The following is a 16,642-nucleotide window of genomic DNA, read 5'->3' as shown; positions in this document are numbered from 1 at the left end:
CATGTCCCCTGCCCGCAAGCGCGCGGATGTTCTGCTGGTCGAGCGCGGCCTGTTCGAGAGCCGGGCGCGGGCGCGCGCGGCCATCGAGGCCGGGCTCGTCACGGCCAACGACAAGCAGGTCGCCAAGCCGTCGGAGACGATCGCCGAGGACGCGGTGATCCAGGCCGAGCCTGCGCATCCCTATGTCTCGCGCGGCGGCGTCAAGCTCGCCGGTGCGCTGGAGCGATACCCGATCGAGATCGAGGATCACGTATGCCTCGATGTCGGCGCCTCGACCGGCGGCTTCACCGAGGTGCTGCTGGCGAACGGCGCGAGCCTGGTGTTCGCCATTGATGTCGGCACCAGCCAGCTGCATCCCTCGCTGCGCGGTCATCCCAAAATCGTCTCGATGGAGGAGACCGACATTCGCGCCTATGAGGGCAAGCGGCTTCCGGCGCGGCCGGATGTCGTCGTCATCGACGTCAGCTTCATCTCGCTGAAGACCGTGCTGCCGGTCGCGCTGTTGCTCGCGGCAGCGCCGATGAGCCTGCTGGCGCTGATCAAGCCGCAATTCGAGGCTGACAGAAAGCACAACAAGAAGGGCATCATCCGCGACGCCGCGGTGCATCAGGAGATCTGCGACGACATTGAGGCCTTTGCCAAGTCACTCGGCTGCACCGGCATCGAGGTGTTTCCATCCTCGATCGCAGGCGGCGACGGCAATATCGAATTCTTCCTGGGCGCGCGCCGTGGTTGAACGCGTCACGATCGATCATGTCGGCCATCGCGGCGACGGCGTTTCGCTCGACGCCGGCGATGCGATCTATGTGCCCTATACGCTTGGCGGCGAGACCGTCGAGGTCGACCACGTCGCCGGCCACCATCCCGATCGTCGCAAGCTGCTGGCGGTCGATATCGCCAGCCCCGAGCGCATCGAGCCGTTTTGTCCGCATTTCGGCGTCTGCGGTGGCTGCGCGATCCAGCACTGGGCGACTGAGCCGTATCATGCCTGGAAACGCAACATCGTGGTCGAAACGCTGGCGCAGGCCGGCATCGACTGCGATGTGGCGCCGCTGGTCGATGCGCATGGCGCCGGGCGAAGGCGCGTCACGCTGCACGGCCGGTTCGGCACGCATGACGTGCTCAAGGTCGGTTTCTCCGCGACGAGCTCGCATGACGTGATCCCGATCGACCGCTGCCCGATCCTCGATCCCGCGCTGGAAGGCGCGCTCGATGCCGCCTGGGCGCTCGCCGAGCCGCTGACGTCAAAGATGCCGGTGACGAAGCCGCTCGATATCCAGGTAACGGCTACCGCCAACGGCCTCGATGTCGACGTGCGCGGCTCCGGCCCGCTGCCGACGCCGCTGGTCACGGCGCTGTCGCGCGTTGCCGAGCAGCATCGTCTTGCGCGGCTGACGCGGCATGGCGAATTGGTGCTGCAACGCCTGCCGCCAACGGTGAAAATGGGCCGCGCCGAGGTGACGCTGCCGCCAGGCTCGTTCCTGCAAGCGACCGTCGCGGGCGAAGAGACGCTTGCCGCTCTCGTTGCCGAGCGCGTCGGCAAGGCGAAAGAGGTTCTCGACCTCTTCTGTGGCGTCGGCCCGTTTGCGCTCAGGCTCGCCGAGAAGGCCCGCGTCACCGCCTATGACAGCGACGCCGGCGCTATCGCCGCACTGGCGAAAGCAGCGCGCACGCCGGGACTGAAGCCGATCAGGTGCGAGCCGCGCGACCTGTTCCGCCGTCCGCTGGTGCCACCGGAGCTGCGCGATTTCGATGCCGTGGTATTCGATCCGCCACGCCAGGGCGCACAGGCACAGGCGCTGAAACTCGCCGCGAGCAAGGTGCCCGTGGTGGCCGCTGTCTCGTGCAACGTCGCAACGTTTGCCCGCGACGCGCGACTTCTGATCGACGGCGGCTACAAGATCGAGAATGTCATTCCGGTCGATCAGTTTCGCCACACGCCCCATGTCGAGATCGTCGCGCGGTTTACCCGCTAGGGCCGAAGTCCCGATCGCGTCAACGCGCTCCAAGCTTGATTCTGCTCAATCGCCCCGTGCTTCGTGGGCGCTAGAAGCTTGCTGGGCAATGGTACGCGGAGCGGACGCTTGTGGTTGACCGACGACAGTTCATCGCGGCCACGCTCGGGCTTTCTGCGGCCGCCGTCAGCGGCCTCCCTGCTGGCGCGGCCGGCATGACCTACGACGAGGCCATCAGGTCGTCACGCGCCCCCTTGCGAGCTGCGCCGCGGGACCGCGAGCTCGTGCGTTGTGCGACGCTTGCGGCCAACAGTCACAACACGCAGCCCTGGATTTTTTCCGCCCACGGCAATGAGATCGCGATTGCGCCCGACTTCAAGCGCCGCTGTCCGGCCGTCGATCCCGACGATCATCACCTCTTCGTCAGTCTTGGATGCGCCGCCGAAAATCTCTGCCTCGCCGCATCCGCGCTCGGCTGGCGCGCCAACTCCGTTTTCGACGGCGAGCGGATCGTGATCGCGCTCGAGGAAGCCTCGCCGGCAGCAGCGGCGCTGGCCGATGCGATTCCAGTCAGGCAATGCACGCGCGCGGCTTTCGACGGCAGGCCGGCCGCGCCCGAAATCCTGCATCAGCTCGAGAACGCCTGCCGCGAACCTGGTGTCGCCGCGATGCTGATGACCGACCGTCCCGCAATCAAGAAGGTGACCGACTATGTGCTCGAAGGCAATTCGGCACAGATGCGCGATCGGGCCTTCATGCGCGAGCTCGTGAGCTGGATGCGTTTCAACGAGGCCGATGCGCTCGCGACAATGGACGGGCTGTTCTCGCGTGTCTCGGGAAATCCATCCCTGCCCGCATGGGTCGCCCGGCCGCTGCTGAGGCTCTTCTTCACCGAAGACGGAGAAAACAAGAAGTACCGCGACCAACTCGACAGCTCTGCCGGTGTTGTCGTGCTCGCAGCCGACCGCAGCGACAAGGCGCACTGGATCGCGGTCGGCCGCGCCTGCCAGCGTTTCGGTTTGCAGGCGACCGCGCTGGGTCTCAAATATTCATTCGTGAACCAACCGGTCGAGGTAGCGGCCCTGAAACCCCAATTCGCGACCTCGCTCGGTCTCGCCGAACGGCGCCCCGATATCGTGATGCGTTTCGGAGCAGGTCCGGACTTGCCAAAATCGCTGCGGCGTCCCCCGGAACAAGTGATGCAATTCTAGCGTCGCAGCTGGCCCAGCGCCGGCGACTCGCCGGGCAGCATGTCCGACCTGATATCGCTGTCCATGCGGCTCGAGTCGCGCTGGGTGAACCCGGCCCCGAACGACAGGCTGAGGTTGGAGGTCGGCTTGAATTCGACGCCGGCAAATCCGCCGTAGCCGGGCCCGGCGGCAGAGGTCAGCGGCGCAACCGAGCTGCCGATGCCGTTGCCGTATTTCAGTGTGTCGAAGCCGGCAAAGAAGGTCACGGGCGAGCCGCCCGCGGTCTTCATGTTGTAGCCGAACTGCGTGCTGTCGTAGGAGAGCGCGCTGAAATTGGCTGAAGATCCAGCCTGCGTGAAACTGTTCAGACCGAGACTGCCGCGCTGGCTTCCGACGAAAAAGCCGGGACGCAAATCGTAGCCATTGTTGACGGCACCAGTGTTGAAGCTTGGAAAGTTGCCGTAGCTCTCGGCGCTACCGCCATAACCGAAACCCCCACCGGGAATCCAATACTGCAGAGGCGCGACCTGGGCATGAGCAGGCGCGCCGCCAAGGCAAAACATCGCGAAGAGAGTTGCAAGAGCGCAGGAACGAACAAGGCTGGACATTCGGCTAACCGTCAGGATGGTGCGCAAATTATACGGGATGCACGCGGCAAATACCAGCTGAGCCGGGACGGGCGTGAGGCGGTTCCAGAGACGCCCATCCTGAACGTGACCTGATTGCCGTCGGCATCGGCCATGTCGACGGCGCGCATGCCAAAATCGAAGTCGCAAGCGGCTACGCGGTCTTGTCCACCGAAGACGACGAATCCGCCGGCGGATATTTCGTCACCGGCACCATGAAGGATTTGGTGCCGACCTGGTAGATGATCTTGCCGTTCTGCCCGTCGTCCGTCGCGATCTGCGCCTGGCCGAACATGATGACGTTCTTGTAGACGATGCCGGTGCCCTGGCGGGTGATGCCGTCGGTGGTGACGCTGACCTGCGCTTCGTTGCCGTCGACGGATAGCACGCGAAAGCTCGCGCTCTTGCCGTTGTCGCTGGAATAGCCGCCCCAGCTTCCCATCAGCCGGCTGTCGGAGGCCGGCGGCGCTTGCTTCTGAAGGTTGGCGGTCTGCTTGCCAGCGCCCCCAAAGGAGAACAGGAGCACCATGTTCTTGCCGTCCTTGGTGCCGACCGTAACTCCGCCAAAGGTGATGAGCGTGCCTTGGACCTGGGCAAAGCCGCGCTCGGTGTGCCCGTTGTGAGTATACTCGACCTGCGCCCGGTTACCCCTGATGTTCACGACTTTGAAATCGACGGGCTGGTTGTTCCCCACCCAATTGCCCTTCCAGTCGCCGACCAGAGCGCTCTGGTGATACAGCCGCTCGTTAGCGGGCGAGATCTGGCTGGTGCTTTGCGTGACGATGGCCATGGGCTTGGGCTTGCTCGACGAATGAATCGGACGAACCCGCCGGCCTTCGAACACTGGCCAGGGAGAGTCGGAAACATTCAGAAACGCTTGGATTAGGGCCATGCCGTCGTTAACAAGCGGTTAATTTCAACCGCTGGTGTGATGGGCAAATGGTCTCATCGCAGATGCGTTTCAGCGGCCCCAGCGATCCGACCAGATCTTCTCGCCGATCATGCAGCTCACGCGCGGCTCCTTGTCCTTGTCCGCAACGCGCACCACCGGACGCTCGGGCGTGCGGCCGGCCACCTCCATCAGAAGCTTGGTGCGGATCGCTTCCTTGAACTTCTCGCGATCCTTGATCGCAATCACAAAGGAGCCGGGCCCGCCGATCACGCAATCCTCGTAGTAGTAGTCGAGATTGTCGATATCCATGGTCGAATAGGACGGCTCCTTCACCATGATCGGCAGGCCGTTGATGACGATCCCCTTCTCGAGCGCGAGATCGCGCGCCACCGTGACGGGGCCTCCATTGTTGTTGGGGCCATCGCCCGAAATGTCGATGACGCGGCGAAGCCCGTGATAAGGATCCTCGTCGAACAACGGCATCGCAAATCCGATCGCACCCGAGATCGAGGTGCGTGAGGCGCGCCGGATCGGCGTCTTCAAGATCTCGGCCGAGACTGCATCCGCCGTCTCCGGTCCGTCGATGAGGCGCCAGGGAATGATGATCTTCTGGTCGCTGGATGCGGCCCATTCGAAATAGGTCACCGCGATCCTGCCGTTGGGGCCGGCCTTCAGCGCCTGCAAGAACTCCTTGGACTGGATCGCCTGGGCATAGCCCTCGCGCTGGATCGCGAGCTCATCCATGTCCATGGAGTAGGAGACGTCGACCGCGAGGATCAACTCGATATCGACAGACTGCGCATCGCCATCGGCCGCCTGCCGCTGCTTTGGCGATTCGAACTTCGGCCCTGGTGCCGCGATGCCCGCGACGTCCCCCCCGGCAAGCACGCCGGCCACCAGCACAGCCCCGATCGAGAACAGCAAGCGCATCGCAGTCTCCCGTCGTATGACGCGATGGTGACATGCAAACGCCTTACCGCAAAGCGCGAAGATCGCTTGTGCTTCACATTCAGGTTAGGATTTTCACACGCCAGCGCGAAACCGCCGCCATGTCGCCACGCTTGCGCCGCCACGCGATCGCGCCGCGTGACCGGGCGCCCACTTGTTCCCCCTGATTTCCATGCTAGGCTGAGCGAACAGATGGGGATGGAGTCCCCCGACAACCGCCCGGCGGTCGCGTAACTGTAATGGGCTGATGACTCCTGCCCAAGGTGAGGCAATCGGCCTCTGCCTTTGGCGGGAGCATGGACAAACCCGCCGCTGGCGGGTTTTTTGTTGCCTGAAACTTTGTTGCCTGAAACGAAGGCCAAGGAGACCGTCCACGACATGGCGACGACCACACCGAACGCTGCGCACGCCAAGCTGCCCAGGGGGATCTGGGTGCTCGGCTTCGTCTCGATGCTGATGGACATCTCCTCCGAGATGATTCATGCGCTGCTGCCGGTCTATCTCGTCACCATGCTCGGCGCCTCGACCCTCACCGTCGGGTTCATCGAGGGCATCGCGGAGGCCACCGCTGCGATCACGAAGATCTTCTCCGGCGCCCTGTCCGACTGGCTCGGCCGCCGCAAGCTGCTCGCGGCCCTGGGCTACGGGCTGGCCGCGCTGACAAAACCGTTGTTCCCGCTTGCCCCCAGCGTGGGCTGGCTGGTGGCAGCGCGCTTCATCGATCGCGTCGGCAAGGGAATTCGCGGCGCACCGCGCGATGCATTGATCGCCGATATCTCGCCGATGGGCCTGCGCGGCGCGAGCTTCGGCTTGCGGCAGTCGCTCGATACGATCGGCGCCTTCGTCGGGCCACTCGCCGCAATCGGCCTGATGTGGTGGACATCAGATCATTTTGTCATCGTGTTCTGGGTGGCGGTGCTGCCGGCATTCCTGTCGTTCGGACTGATCACGTTCGCAGTGAACGAGCCGGAGCCGGATGCGAGCCGCGAGCCCACGAAGAACCCGCTCAACGCGGCCGCGATGCGGCAGCTCGGGCCGGTCTATTGGCGCGTCGTTGCGATCGGCGTCGTGTTCACGTTGGCACGTTTCAGCGAGGCCTTCCTGATCCTGCGGGCGCAGAACATCGGGCTCAATGCCATGTGGGTGCCGGCGGTGCTGGTGCTGATGAACATCACCTACGCTCTCTCCGCCTATCCGGCCGGCGTGCTGTCGGACCGGATCAACCGGACCGCCCTGCTCGCGCTTGGCCTCCTCCTCCTCGCTGGCGCGGACGTTACGCTGGCGCTGCTGCCCGATCTCGCCGGCCTGGCGCTCGGCGTCGTGCTGTGGGGCCTGCATATGGGATTGACGCAAGGCTTGCTCTCGGCGCTCGTCGCCGATACTGCACCTTCGGCGCTACGCGGCACCGCCTTCGGCTATTTCAACCTGTTCACCGGCCTTGCGATGCTGGCCGCGAGCGTGATCGCCGGCGCGCTTTGGGATGCCTATGGTCCGGTCGGCACGTTCCTTGCCGGGCTCGGCTTCGCATTGGCCGCGCTGGTGGGACTGTTGACCATCGGCAATGGCCTGGCCATGGAGAACAAGTGATGACGGGGGGCTGTTCATCGTGCTGAGCGGAGCGATCGCTATCGTGGTCGGCAGCGTGCTGGGCGGCTGCGCGCGCTATTTTGTCTCCGGCGCCATCGCGCGGCGGCTGGGCGAGACCTTTCCCTGGGGCACCATGACCATCAATGTCACCGGCGCCTTCCTGATCGGCATTCTTGGCGCGTTGGCGACCCATCCCGGCTCGATGTTCGCGACGCCCAATCCGTGGCTGTTCGCGGTAACAGGCTTCCTCGGCTGCTACACCACGGTGTCCTCGTTCAGCCTGCAAACGCTGACCTTGGCGCGCAACGGCGAGCCGGTGCACGCGCTCGGCAACGTCGTGTTCTCAGTCGGACTGTGCCTTGCGGCGGTGAGCTGCGGCTTCCTCCTTGCAGACAGTCTTGGAGGATAAAGGCAGATGAAGGCTTCCTCCGCCGACCGCTGGCGTACCGCAATCCTCTATGCCTGGGTCTCTGCCGGCAGCATCGTCGGCGGGCTGACCCGTTATCTGGTCGGGCTCGCCCTCGATACCGGCCCGGGCTTTCCCTTCGCGACGTTGTTCATCAACGCCATGGGCTCGCTGATCATCGGCTTCTATGCGACGCTGACCGGCCCCGACGGCCGCATGCTGGCGCGGCCCGAGCACCGGCAGTTCGTGATGACCGGATTCTGTGGCGGCTATACAACTTTCTCGACCTTCAGCCTCGAGACCTTCCGCCTGTTCCACGGCGGCATGAAATATACCGCCATCGCCTATGTCGCGGCGTCGCTCGTCTGCTGGCTGGTGTCGGTATGGGCAGGGCATATGATGGCGAGCCGCTACAACCGCTTGACGAGGAGCTGACCATGCAAATCCCCAATCAGGCTGTTTCGCTGCGGATCTTCATTGGCGAGAGCGACCATTACGACGGCAAGCCGCTCTATGAAGCGATCGTGATGACGGCGCGCGAGCGCCATCTCGCCGGCGCCACCGTGCTGCGCGGCCCGATGGGCTTCGGCAAGTCGAGCCGGCTGCACACGTCGAAAATCCTGCGGTTGTCGGAAGACCTGCCGCTGTTGATCGAGATCGTCGACAGCGAAGACAACATCAACGCATTCCTGCCCATCCTGGATGGCATGATGTCGAGCGGCCTGATCACCTTGGAGAAGGTGCAGGTCCTGCAATATGGTGCGAAGACCGCGAGCTGATCGCTCCGGCCGGGAACCCGAGCCCGCCGTGTCCAGGAGGCGGAATGAACGACACTGTTACGACGCCGAAAACCAGGACGAAGACCAAGGTCGAGCGGCCGAAGCTGCACAAGGTCATCCTGATCAACGACGACTTTACGCCGCGTGAATTCGTCACCATGGTGCTCAAGGCGGAATTCCGGATGACCGAGGATCAGGCTTACAAGGTCATGATCACCGCGCACAAGCTCGGCGCCTGCGTCGTCGCCGTGTTCACCAAGGACGTCGCCGAAACCAAGGCCACCCGCGCCACCGACGCCGGCCGCGCCAAGGGTTATCCGCTGCTGTTCACGACGGAGCCGGAGGAATAGGCCAGCGCTTTAAGGCGAGCCCTTGAGACGCGCCATGACGATCTCGTCGTGATAGATGCCGTCGAGGAAGATCGCCATCTGCTTGGTGCCCTCCTCGACAAAGCCAACCTTGCGATAAAGCGAGGCCGCGGCGGTGTTGGTCGCGAACACGCCGAGCTCGATGCGACGGAAGCCGAACACATCTGCAGCTTGAATCGCTCGCCGCAACAGCCGCTCGCCAAAACCTTTGCCCCTGAAATCCGGAACAAGCCCCATGAAGAGATCACCGACATGCGCCGAAACGGCGCGGCTGGCCGGCGGCACGTTGCACCATCCGACCACGGCGCCGTCGGCGATGGCGACGATCTGCGGATAACCGCGCTCGACATTGCGCGCAACGAAAGCGCGAACCTGCTCGACCGGCGGCGCTTCCGTCAGCGCAATGTATTTGCGTTCGTGGGCCACGGTATCGACGGCAGCGCGAAAGGCGTCGGTATCAGCGATTTCGATCTGGCGGAATTCCACGGTCATAAGCGAGCCTCGCGCACGCTACGCCATCACCACCGGCGTTTCCTCGGTGAGCCCGTACACGCGCTGCGCCTTGGAGAACCCGGCGATCGGAAACTCGCCGAGATTGCGCCAGTCATGCTGGCAGACTTTGGCAAAGCCCTCGGACACCACGACGGTCCGCCCGAGGCGGCCGGCGATCTTCTCCAGCCGCGCTGCGAGATTGATGGCAGGGCCGATGCAGGTGAAGTCGAGCCGGTTGCCGCCACCGATATTGCCGTAGAGGATGTTGCCGACATGCAGGGCGACGCCGAAACGAAAGCGTTCGACGACATCGCCGACCGGATGCCCCAACGCCTCGACGCTGGCGCGGGCTTCGCGCGCCGCTTCCAGCGTACGCGCGCAGACATGGTTGGCATCGCCGACATATTCGTCGATCGGAAACACCGCGAGCAGGCCGTCGCCCATGAATTTCAGAACTTCGCCGCCATGGCCGCGGATCGCCGTGACCTGGCAGTCGAAATAGCGGTTCAGGATATCGACGACCGTCTCGGCCGGCAGCCGGTCGGATAGCGCGGTGAAGCCGCGCAAGTCCGACAGCCAAATCGCGGCCTGCATGGTGTCGTTGTGGCCTCGGCGAATCTGGCCGCCGAGGATGCGCTCGCCGGCGCGATTTCCCACATAGGTGTCGAGCAACGTCACAGCGGTACGACGCAGGGTGACGATCTCGCTGACGCGCGCGAGCGGCGCGACGATGGAGCGGATCGTCGCGATGTCGTCTTCGCTGAAACCGCCGGGATGCCGCGTGGTCCAGCTGATGGCATGGATCGAACCATCGAGAAATCGCATCGGCGTCGCGATGTAGTCGGTGACGCCCTCGGCACGCATGTCGTCCAGGAACGGAAAGCGTTTGCTGTCGGGGTCATCCATGCGTCCCCTCACCTCCAGCCCTTCTTCGAACACGATCCGAAGCGGGCTCCGCGCAAATTCGGGCGTGGCGAGAATCTCGAAATCGACAGTGCCGATCTCGACTTCCTCGCCCTGCCGCCAGATGAAATTGCGGCCGTAGATCTCGGGATGCAGGGTGCGGATGAAGACGCCGAACCGCCACAATGGCAGGCCGGCCGCAACCAGTTGCTCGCAGGCGTCCGAGATCATCTCGGCCGACCCGCGCGACGACCGGGCACCGTCGATCAGCCAATTGATGATGCGCTGGAGGTCGGAGCTTTCCATGCCCACACTAGCCGACGAAGTTGTGGAATCGTCAAGCTGCGCGGTGGACTGATACCGCGGCCCAAAAGCTTCAAGCTGGGATTCTACCGCCCTACCTGCCCGCGGTCGCGCAGGAAGTGGTCGGCCAGCACGCAGGCCATCATGGCCTCGCCAACCGGGACGGCGCGGATGCCGACGCAGGGGTCGTGGCGGCCCTTGGTCATGATCTCGGTGTCGGCGCCCTGGCGATCGACGGTGAGGCGTGGCTGCAGGATCGACGAGGTCGGCTTCACCGCGAAGCGCACCACGATCGGCTGTCCCGTGGAGATGCCGCCCAGAATCCCGCCCGCGTGGTTGGACAAAAAGCGCGTGCCGTCATTGCCGGTGCGCATCTCGTCGGCGTTCTCTTCGCCGGTCAATTCGGCGGCGCCAAAGCCGGCGCCGATCTCGACACCCTTCACCGCATTGATGGTCATCATCGCGCCGGCAAGATCGGAATCGAGCTTGGCGTAGATCGGCGCGCCAAGGCCTGCCGGGACGCCCTCGGCGACGATCTCAAGCACGGCACCGATCGAGGAGCCGCTCTTGCGGATGCCGTCGAGATAGGTTTCGAAGAACGCGGCCTTGTCCTTGTCCGGACAGAAGAACGGGTTGTTCGCGATCTCGTCCCAGTCCCACTTCTCGCGGTCGATCTTGTGCGGGCCCATCTGCACCAGTGCGCCACGCACCTTCACGTCGGGCAGCACCTTTCGCGCGATCGCACCGGCGGCGACGCGCATCGCGGTCTCGCGCGCGGAAGAGCGGCCGCCGCCACGATAGTCGCGCAGGCCATACTTCGCCTCGTAGGTGAAGTCGGCATGGCCGGGGCGAAACTTGTCCTTGATCTCGGAATAGTCCTTCGAGCGCTGGTCGGTGTTCTCGATCAGGAGCCCGATCGGCGTACCCGTCGTCACCTGCACGCCGGTCTCGGGATGTGCCATCACGCCCGATAGGATCTTCACCTGGTCCGGCTCCTGGCGCTGGGTGGTGAAGCGCGACTGCCCCGGCTTGCGGCGATCGAGGTCCTGCTGGATGTCGGCCTCGGTGAGCGGGATCATCGGCGGGCAGCCATCGACCACGCAGCCGATCGCCACTCCGTGACTCTCGCCAAAGGTGGTGACGCGGAACATGTGGCCGAAGGTGTTGAAGGACATACCGAGCTGCCGCCTAGCGTTGACGTTCTGCATAAACTTTGTTTGTCAACGTCGTAGCGCCGAGGAGGATCAGGTTCAACCCTAGTTCCGTCATTCCGGGGCGATGCAAAGCATAGAACGCGGAATCTCGAAATTCTCAGGTGCGCAAGGGCGCACCGGAGTTCGCCCTTCGGGCGCCCCGGAATGACGGCGGGTTGGCTTAACTACACTTCTCCAGCCGGCCGTCGCGAAACACGTAGACGGCGCCCTGCTCGATATAGAGATCGGCGGCGCTGGCCGGCGTCTCCAGGCCGAGCGAGACCATCAGGGCGCGGCAGGTGCCGCCATGAGCGACCGCGACGGTGTCGCCCTTGAGCTCGTCGTACCAGGCACGGACGCGGACCTGCACGTCGGCATAGGTTTCGGCGCCAGCGGGCCCGACCGTCCATTTGTCGGCGAGACGCCTGGCATAGATCTCGGGATCTCTCGCCTCGCTCTCGGCCAGCGTCAGCCCTTCCCAGACGCCGTAGCCGATCTCGCGCAGACGATCGTCGAGTGCATAGTCCGTCACGGGCAATTCGAGCTTGCCGCGCGCGAGTTCCATGGTCTGGCGGGCACGGCCGAGCGGGCTCGACACATAGGGCAGCGTCGCCTTGTTGTGGCCGTCGCGCCTGAAGAGATCGGCCAGAATAAGGCCTGCCTGCACGGCCTGGTCGCGGCCGCGCGTATTTAGCGGAATGTCCTTGGTGCCCTGAAGCCTGCCGAGCGCATTCCACTCGGTCTCGCCGTGGCGAAGATAATAGATCGTGGGCGCGGGCATTGCTGGCGGTGGTCAGTCCTTCGACGTGTCCGACGCTTCAGGCCGCATCATGCCCAGCACGTTATAGCCGGAATCGACATGATGGACTTCGCCGGTGACGCCGCGCGACATGTCCGAGAGGAAATACACCGCGCTGTCGCCGACCTCCTCGATCGTGACGTTGCGCCGCAGCGGCGCGTTGACCTCGTTGTATTTCAGCAGCAGGCGTGAATCGGCGATGCCGGCGAATGCCAGCGTCTTGATCGGACCGGCCGAGATCGCGTTGACGCGGATCGCCTTCACGCCGAGATCGGCGGCCAGATAGCGTACGCTCGCCTCCAGCGCTGCTTTCGCAACGCCCATGACGTTGTAATTCGGCATCCACTTCTCGGAGCCGTAATAGCTCAGCGTGATGATCGAGCCGCCGTCCGTCATCAGCTTCTCGGCGCGCTGCGCAATCGCGGTCAGCGAGTAGCAGGAGATCAACATCGACTTGGAGAAATTGTCCGCGGTGGTGTCGACGTAGCGGCCCTCGAGCTCGTCCTTGTCCGCAAACGCGATCGCGTGCACGACGAAATCGATCTTGCCCCACTTCTCCTTCAGCACATCGAACACCGCGTCGATGGTCGCAGCATCCGTGACATCGCAATGGCCGAGCATGAGCGCGCCGAGCTCGGCAGCCAGCGGCTCGACGCGCTTCTTCAGCGCATCGCCCTGATAGGTGAGCGCGATCTCGGCGCCAGCCGCCTGGCATGCCTTGGCGATACCCCAGGCGATCGAGCGGTTGTTGGCAACGCCGAGGATGACCCCGCGCTTACCCTGCATCAGACCTGATTTCTGCGCCATTTGCTCACGTCCTGTAGCTCTCGTTCAGGTCTGGAGGTACACCAGCCCTCCCCTGCGGTACAGTCCTAATACGCGGCGTTAACGCTGTTTCCAGCGCCGGAATAGCCGTTCCGTTCGGGTGTTATGATTGTTATAGGCGCTCGCGCCGAATGGCAGGACATCAAAGACGGCATGAGTGCGTTTCGCCAGAGTGTAGAAGCCATGATCCCCGCGTTGCGCCGCTACGCCCGCGCGCTGACGCGCGATGCGGATGCGGCCGACGATCTGGTGCAGGACACGCTGGTGCGTGCATTGCGCTCGGAGCGGTTGTTTCTGGGAGGTGACGTCAGGAGCTGGCTCTACACGATCCTGACCAACCTCAACAAGAACCGGCGACGCTCGCTGGCAAGGCGGCCGCAATTCATGCAGCTGACGGAGAACAACCCGGATGCCAGCGGGACGGAGGCCGAGGGACGCGACATCGAGCGAGCCCTCTCGACGCTGGTCGAGGAGCAACGCTCGGTGCTGCTGCTGGTGATGCTGGAGGGTATGAGCTACCGAGAGGTCGCGGACATCCAGGGCGTGCCGATCGGCACCGTCATGTCCCGCCTGGCGCGTGCGAGAGCCCACGTCAAAGCGTCGCTGGAGGGTGAGCGCCCGGCGCTCAGGCGGGTGAAATGATGGCAGGATTAATGCATCGCGCATGCCGAGTCCCCTGCACGGAGAGAGAAGCAGCGCAGTTGAACCGCGTCAGATATTTTGGGCCGCAGAGCCAGAGACGACCGATATGAACGACCACAATATTCCAGTGACCGAAGACGAATTGCACGCCTTTGTCGATGGCGAGTTGCCGCCCGAGCGCCGCGCCGACGTCGAGGCCTGGCTTGCCGCCCATCCCGACGATGCCGAGCGGGTGCAGTCCTGGCGGACCATGGCCGAGATGCTGCACGCCCGTTACGACGGCGTCGCGCAGGAGCCGGTGCCGGCCCGGCTGGAGCTCGAGCGGCTGGAACGCCGTCCGCGGCAATGGCTCTATGGCGCCATCGCCGCCACGCTGGTTGCCTTCGTCGCCGGCGGCACCGCCGGCTGGGTGGCACATGGCGCCGCAAATGCGCCCTCGACATTCCAGAGCTTTACCGAGGACGCACTCGACGCCCACCGCCTCTATGTCGTCGAGGTCCGCCATCCGGTCGAAGTGCCCGGCAATGAGCGCGACCACCTCCAGGCCTGGCTGACCCGGCGCTGCGGCTGGACCGTGTTCGCGCCCAATCTGGAGGCGAGCGGGCTAAAACTCGTCGGCGGACGGTTGCTGCCGGGGCCGAACGGCCCGGCGTCCTTCCTGATGTATGAGGGCGCCTCGGGCGAGCGCTACACGATCTACACCGCCAAGACCGAGACCGGCGCAACGCAGATGCGCTACGCCAGGACGGACAAGGATGGGGCGCTGTTCTGGGCCGAGCGCGGCGTCGGCTACGTCGTCAGCGGCGGCGGCACCGACCGCGATCGCCTGACCAAGGTGGCGCAGGCCGTGTACGACCAGGCCGAGAAAAACGGCACCTAGACAACCGCGCAAACGCCGTGCCCAGATTCCGTCATTGAAAATTTGGAATCAAGACATGGGCGCGTCTCATTATCGCACCGGATGTTCACGCGAAAATGAGCAGCGTTCGATCCGCCGATCGACGCGGGCGGCCTCGATTGGGGTTTTTGGTACCGCGCTGGTCCCCCTCTCGAGGCCGCACCTTTTTATCGACTGCCCCGCCGGACAGCCGACACGTCGAGTAAGCGAAGCGCTACCACGCTTCACGCGTATGATGAGCATCATCCGTTCGGAGATGCGCTAGGCCTTTAGGAGAACCCCTTCAGTTCCGATCTCGCCCTAACCAAGCCCGCTACGTGGATTGTAGGGGTGTTGGTCCCGCCACTTTTCCATCAATGCTTCAAGCTCGGCGTCGTTCCCGTCCGGTAGCATAATCCTGATGGTGACGAAGAGATCCCCGGTCCCGCCAGATTTTGGCAGGCCTTTGCCTTTGAGGCGGAAGGTCCGGCCGCTGGAGGTGTTCTTCGGGACTGACAGTTCCACGGCATTGCCGAGCGTGGGCACGCGGACCTTGCCGCCGAGCACAGCCTCGTAGAGCGTGACCGGGAGGTCGACCCTCAGGTCGGAGCCATCGATCTTGAAGAACGGATGGGCTGCGATGCTGATGGTGATCAGGAGGTCGCCGGGTGGATGGCCTTGCGCGGTCTCGCCCTGTCCCCGCAGACGGATCTGCTGGCCCTCGATGACGCCGGCCGGAATCTTGACGTTGAGCTCCTTGCCGTTCGGCAACCGGACGCGCTTCTCGCCGCCTTTGACCGATTCTTCCAGCGAGACGGACATGGCAACATTGACGTCGAGATCGAGCCCGATCCCGCCGGTGTCGAATTCGAACTGCGCACCGCCGCCGGCCCCGGGCCGCGCACCGCGCATCCCGCCGCCGAACATGCTGTTGAGGATGTCCTCGAACGCGCCGGCTCCCTGACCGGGGCCAGCGCCGCCACGGAACGAGTACTCGAAGCCGCCGGGGCCTGCTCCCGCCCGCCCGCGCGGCCCACCGCCGCCCGGAAAGCCCTGGAAGCGCGGCCTGCCCTCGGCGTCGATCTCGCCACGATCGAACTGCTTGCGCTTGTCCTCGTCGCCGATGATCTCATTGGCCGAATTGATCTCGGAGAAGCGCTCCGCGGCCTTGGGGTCATCCTTGTTGCTGTCAGGATGATGCTTCTTGGCCAGCTTGCGATAGGCGCTCTTGATCGCGGCAGCGGTCGCGCTCCGCGGCACCCCCAAGACCTCATAGGGGTCGCGCATCCGTCACGTCTCCTCTTAGGAAATCGAAATGTTCAAAGGGCTCCCCGCCCCACCTGAGCCTCATGTGGGGGGCGAGTGGCATTTTTGCAACTAGTCGATGGGGCTGATTCCTAGCTCCGCCACGGCTTTAGCGTATGAATCTCCCAACGGCCACGGCTGCTTTGGCAACCGGCGCCCTGCAGCCAGGTTTCGGTGGTGCCGTTGACGTAGCTCGCCAGGAAATCGCGGCATTTGCGGCCATCCTCGGCGGCATAGGATTGCGCGATCGGCGTCACCGACCCGCGCGCGCCTGTTTCCGGATTCTCCCAGTGCTGGCTGGCGTCCTTGTCGCCGATGCTGAGCACGTCGGAGGCGGCGTTGCGGGCAAAGGCAAGGTCGGTCTCGGTCGGTGCGGCGTCCTTCGCCGGTCGCGCGATCGAACCGGTGAGGTCGCTGTCGTCAGCCTTGGCGTAGGCGTTGGTGTCGGTGCGAGACATGCTGCAGCCGCCGGCGCCGAGCCCGATTAGAATCATTGTCACGACGAAGCTGGATGGCCGGATCGCCGATAGGCCAACGCGTCCCCATGCCCTA

The 16,642-nt window shown here is 64.3% G+C and carries 20 protein-coding genes and 1 riboswitch; of the genes, 10 read left to right on the top strand and 10 right to left on the bottom strand.

The features are described from left to right. Position 1: 1 nt before the first annotated feature. From L6637_RS09875 to L6637_RS09865, 3 genes are all read left to right on the top strand, one after another. On the top strand, positions 2 to 736 hold the full coding sequence (locus tag L6637_RS09875; protein WP_237870343.1) for a TlyA family RNA methyltransferase: 735 nt from the start codon (positions 2 to 4) through the stop codon (positions 734 to 736). Next, the gene (locus L6637_RS09870) at positions 729 to 1,976 is read left to right on the top strand and encodes a class I SAM-dependent RNA methyltransferase (RefSeq protein ID WP_237870341.1); all 1,248 of its coding nucleotides are present in this window, start codon (positions 729 to 731) and stop codon (positions 1,974 to 1,976) included. The genes L6637_RS09875 and L6637_RS09870 overlap by 8 nt, the downstream gene beginning before the upstream one ends. Positions 1,977 to 2,086: 110 nt before the next feature. Continuing rightward, a complete protein-coding gene (locus L6637_RS09865) occupies positions 2,087 to 3,166 on the top strand; it encodes an Acg family FMN-binding oxidoreductase (protein ID WP_237870339.1) in 1,080 nt (359 codons plus the stop codon). On the opposite strand, the gene L6637_RS09860 is transcribed toward L6637_RS09865, so the two are convergent. The 3 genes from L6637_RS09860 to L6637_RS09850 all read right to left on the bottom strand — a co-directional run bounded on the left by L6637_RS09860 (position 3,163) and on the right by L6637_RS09850 (position 5,593). Further along, the gene (locus L6637_RS09860; protein ID WP_237870337.1) at positions 3,163 to 3,753 is read right to left on the bottom strand and encodes a hypothetical protein; all 591 of its coding nucleotides are present in this window, start codon (positions 3,751 to 3,753) and stop codon (positions 3,163 to 3,165) included. The genes L6637_RS09865 and L6637_RS09860 overlap by 4 nt on opposite strands. A gap of 172 nt (positions 3,754 to 3,925) precedes the next feature. Continuing rightward, on the bottom strand, positions 3,926 to 4,561 hold the full coding sequence (locus L6637_RS09855; protein WP_237863495.1) for a hypothetical protein: 636 nt from the start codon (positions 4,559 to 4,561) through the stop codon (positions 3,926 to 3,928). A gap of 171 nt (positions 4,562 to 4,732) precedes the next feature. Then, positions 4,733 to 5,593 (bottom strand): DUF1194 domain-containing protein, encoded by an 861-nt coding sequence (locus tag L6637_RS09850; RefSeq protein ID WP_237863494.1) that lies wholly within the window; start codon positions 5,591 to 5,593, stop codon positions 4,733 to 4,735. A 203-nt stretch (positions 5,594 to 5,796) separates the two neighbouring features. After that, positions 5,797 to 5,875, top strand: a riboswitch (Fluoride riboswitch). Positions 5,876 to 5,989: 114 nt separating this feature from the next. On the opposite strand from L6637_RS09850, the gene L6637_RS09845 reads away from it, so the two are divergent. The 5 genes from L6637_RS09845 to clpS are packed head-to-tail and all read left to right on the top strand — an operon-like array spanning position 5,990 to position 8,733. Next, positions 5,990 to 7,198, top strand: coding sequence for an MFS transporter (locus L6637_RS09845; RefSeq protein WP_237870702.1), 1,209 nt, complete (start codon positions 5,990 to 5,992; stop codon positions 7,196 to 7,198). Next, positions 7,173 to 7,607, top strand: a complete 435-nt coding sequence (crcB, locus tag L6637_RS09840; RefSeq protein ID WP_237863493.1) for a fluoride efflux transporter CrcB — start codon at positions 7,173 to 7,175, stop codon at positions 7,605 to 7,607. The genes L6637_RS09845 and crcB (L6637_RS09840) overlap by 26 nt, the downstream gene beginning before the upstream one ends. 6 nt (positions 7,608 to 7,613) lie before the next feature. Next, a complete protein-coding gene (gene crcB, locus L6637_RS09835) occupies positions 7,614 to 8,039 on the top strand; it encodes a fluoride efflux transporter CrcB (RefSeq protein ID WP_237863492.1) in 426 nt (141 codons plus the stop codon). Between the two features lie 2 nt (positions 8,040 to 8,041). Next, positions 8,042 to 8,383, top strand: coding sequence for a DUF190 domain-containing protein (locus L6637_RS09830; protein ID WP_237863491.1), 342 nt, complete (start codon positions 8,042 to 8,044; stop codon positions 8,381 to 8,383). Positions 8,384 to 8,427: 44 nt separating this feature from the next. After that, a complete protein-coding gene (gene clpS / locus L6637_RS09825; RefSeq protein ID WP_237863490.1) occupies positions 8,428 to 8,733 on the top strand; it encodes an ATP-dependent Clp protease adapter ClpS in 306 nt (101 codons plus the stop codon). Between the two features lie 9 nt (positions 8,734 to 8,742). Here clpS and L6637_RS09820 read toward each other — a convergent pair whose 3' ends face one another. From L6637_RS09820 to fabI, 5 genes are all read right to left on the bottom strand, one after another. Beyond that, positions 8,743 to 9,243 carry a GNAT family N-acetyltransferase gene (locus L6637_RS09820; protein ID WP_237870334.1) on the bottom strand — a complete coding sequence of 167 codons (501 nt, stop codon included), beginning with the start codon at positions 9,241 to 9,243 and terminating at the stop codon, positions 8,743 to 8,745. An 18-nt stretch (positions 9,244 to 9,261) separates the two neighbouring features. After that, positions 9,262 to 10,452: an adenylate/guanylate cyclase domain-containing protein gene (locus L6637_RS09815; RefSeq protein ID WP_237863488.1), complete on the bottom strand. Its 1,191-nt coding sequence runs from the start codon at positions 10,450 to 10,452 to the stop codon at positions 9,262 to 9,264. Between the two features lie 83 nt (positions 10,453 to 10,535). Next, positions 10,536 to 11,624 carry a chorismate synthase gene (gene aroC, locus L6637_RS09810; protein ID WP_237870332.1) on the bottom strand — a complete coding sequence of 363 codons (1,089 nt, stop codon included), beginning with the start codon at positions 11,622 to 11,624 and terminating at the stop codon, positions 10,536 to 10,538. 199 nt (positions 11,625 to 11,823) lie between these two features. Then, positions 11,824 to 12,423, bottom strand: coding sequence for a histidine phosphatase family protein (locus tag L6637_RS09805; RefSeq protein WP_237863486.1), 600 nt, complete (start codon positions 12,421 to 12,423; stop codon positions 11,824 to 11,826). Between the two features lie 12 nt (positions 12,424 to 12,435). Then, on the bottom strand, positions 12,436 to 13,248 hold the full coding sequence (fabI, locus tag L6637_RS09800; RefSeq protein ID WP_237870330.1) for an enoyl-ACP reductase FabI: 813 nt from the start codon (positions 13,246 to 13,248) through the stop codon (positions 12,436 to 12,438). Between the two features lie 171 nt (positions 13,249 to 13,419). Between fabI and L6637_RS09795 the strand changes: the two genes are divergently transcribed. Together L6637_RS09795 and L6637_RS09790 are read left to right on the top strand one after the other, a co-directional pair. Then, positions 13,420 to 13,908 (top strand): sigma-70 family RNA polymerase sigma factor, encoded by a 489-nt coding sequence (locus tag L6637_RS09795; RefSeq protein ID WP_128953175.1) that lies wholly within the window; start codon positions 13,420 to 13,422, stop codon positions 13,906 to 13,908. A gap of 106 nt (positions 13,909 to 14,014) precedes the next feature. Beyond that, positions 14,015 to 14,788, top strand: a complete 774-nt coding sequence (locus L6637_RS09790) for an anti-sigma factor family protein (protein WP_237863484.1) — start codon at positions 14,015 to 14,017, stop codon at positions 14,786 to 14,788. 318 nt (positions 14,789 to 15,106) lie between these two features. Here the strand turns inward: L6637_RS09790 and L6637_RS09785 are convergent, their stop codons facing one another. Both L6637_RS09785 and L6637_RS09780 read right to left on the bottom strand, forming a co-directional pair. Beyond that, positions 15,107 to 16,072, bottom strand: coding sequence for a DnaJ C-terminal domain-containing protein (locus L6637_RS09785; protein ID WP_237870328.1), 966 nt, complete (start codon positions 16,070 to 16,072; stop codon positions 15,107 to 15,109). Positions 16,073 to 16,182: 110 nt separating this feature from the next. Continuing rightward, positions 16,183 to 16,584, bottom strand: a complete 402-nt coding sequence (locus L6637_RS09780) for an RT0821/Lpp0805 family surface protein (RefSeq protein WP_333909372.1) — start codon at positions 16,582 to 16,584, stop codon at positions 16,183 to 16,185. Positions 16,585 to 16,642 lie beyond the last annotated feature (58 nt).

Origin of the sequence: Bradyrhizobium zhengyangense (assembly GCF_022012435.1) — a bacterium.
GTDB lineage: Bacteria > Pseudomonadota > Alphaproteobacteria > Rhizobiales > Xanthobacteraceae > Bradyrhizobium > Bradyrhizobium zhengyangense.
Note: the sequence above shows the minus strand (reverse complement) of the source record. Positions and strands in the feature narration are given on the sequence as shown.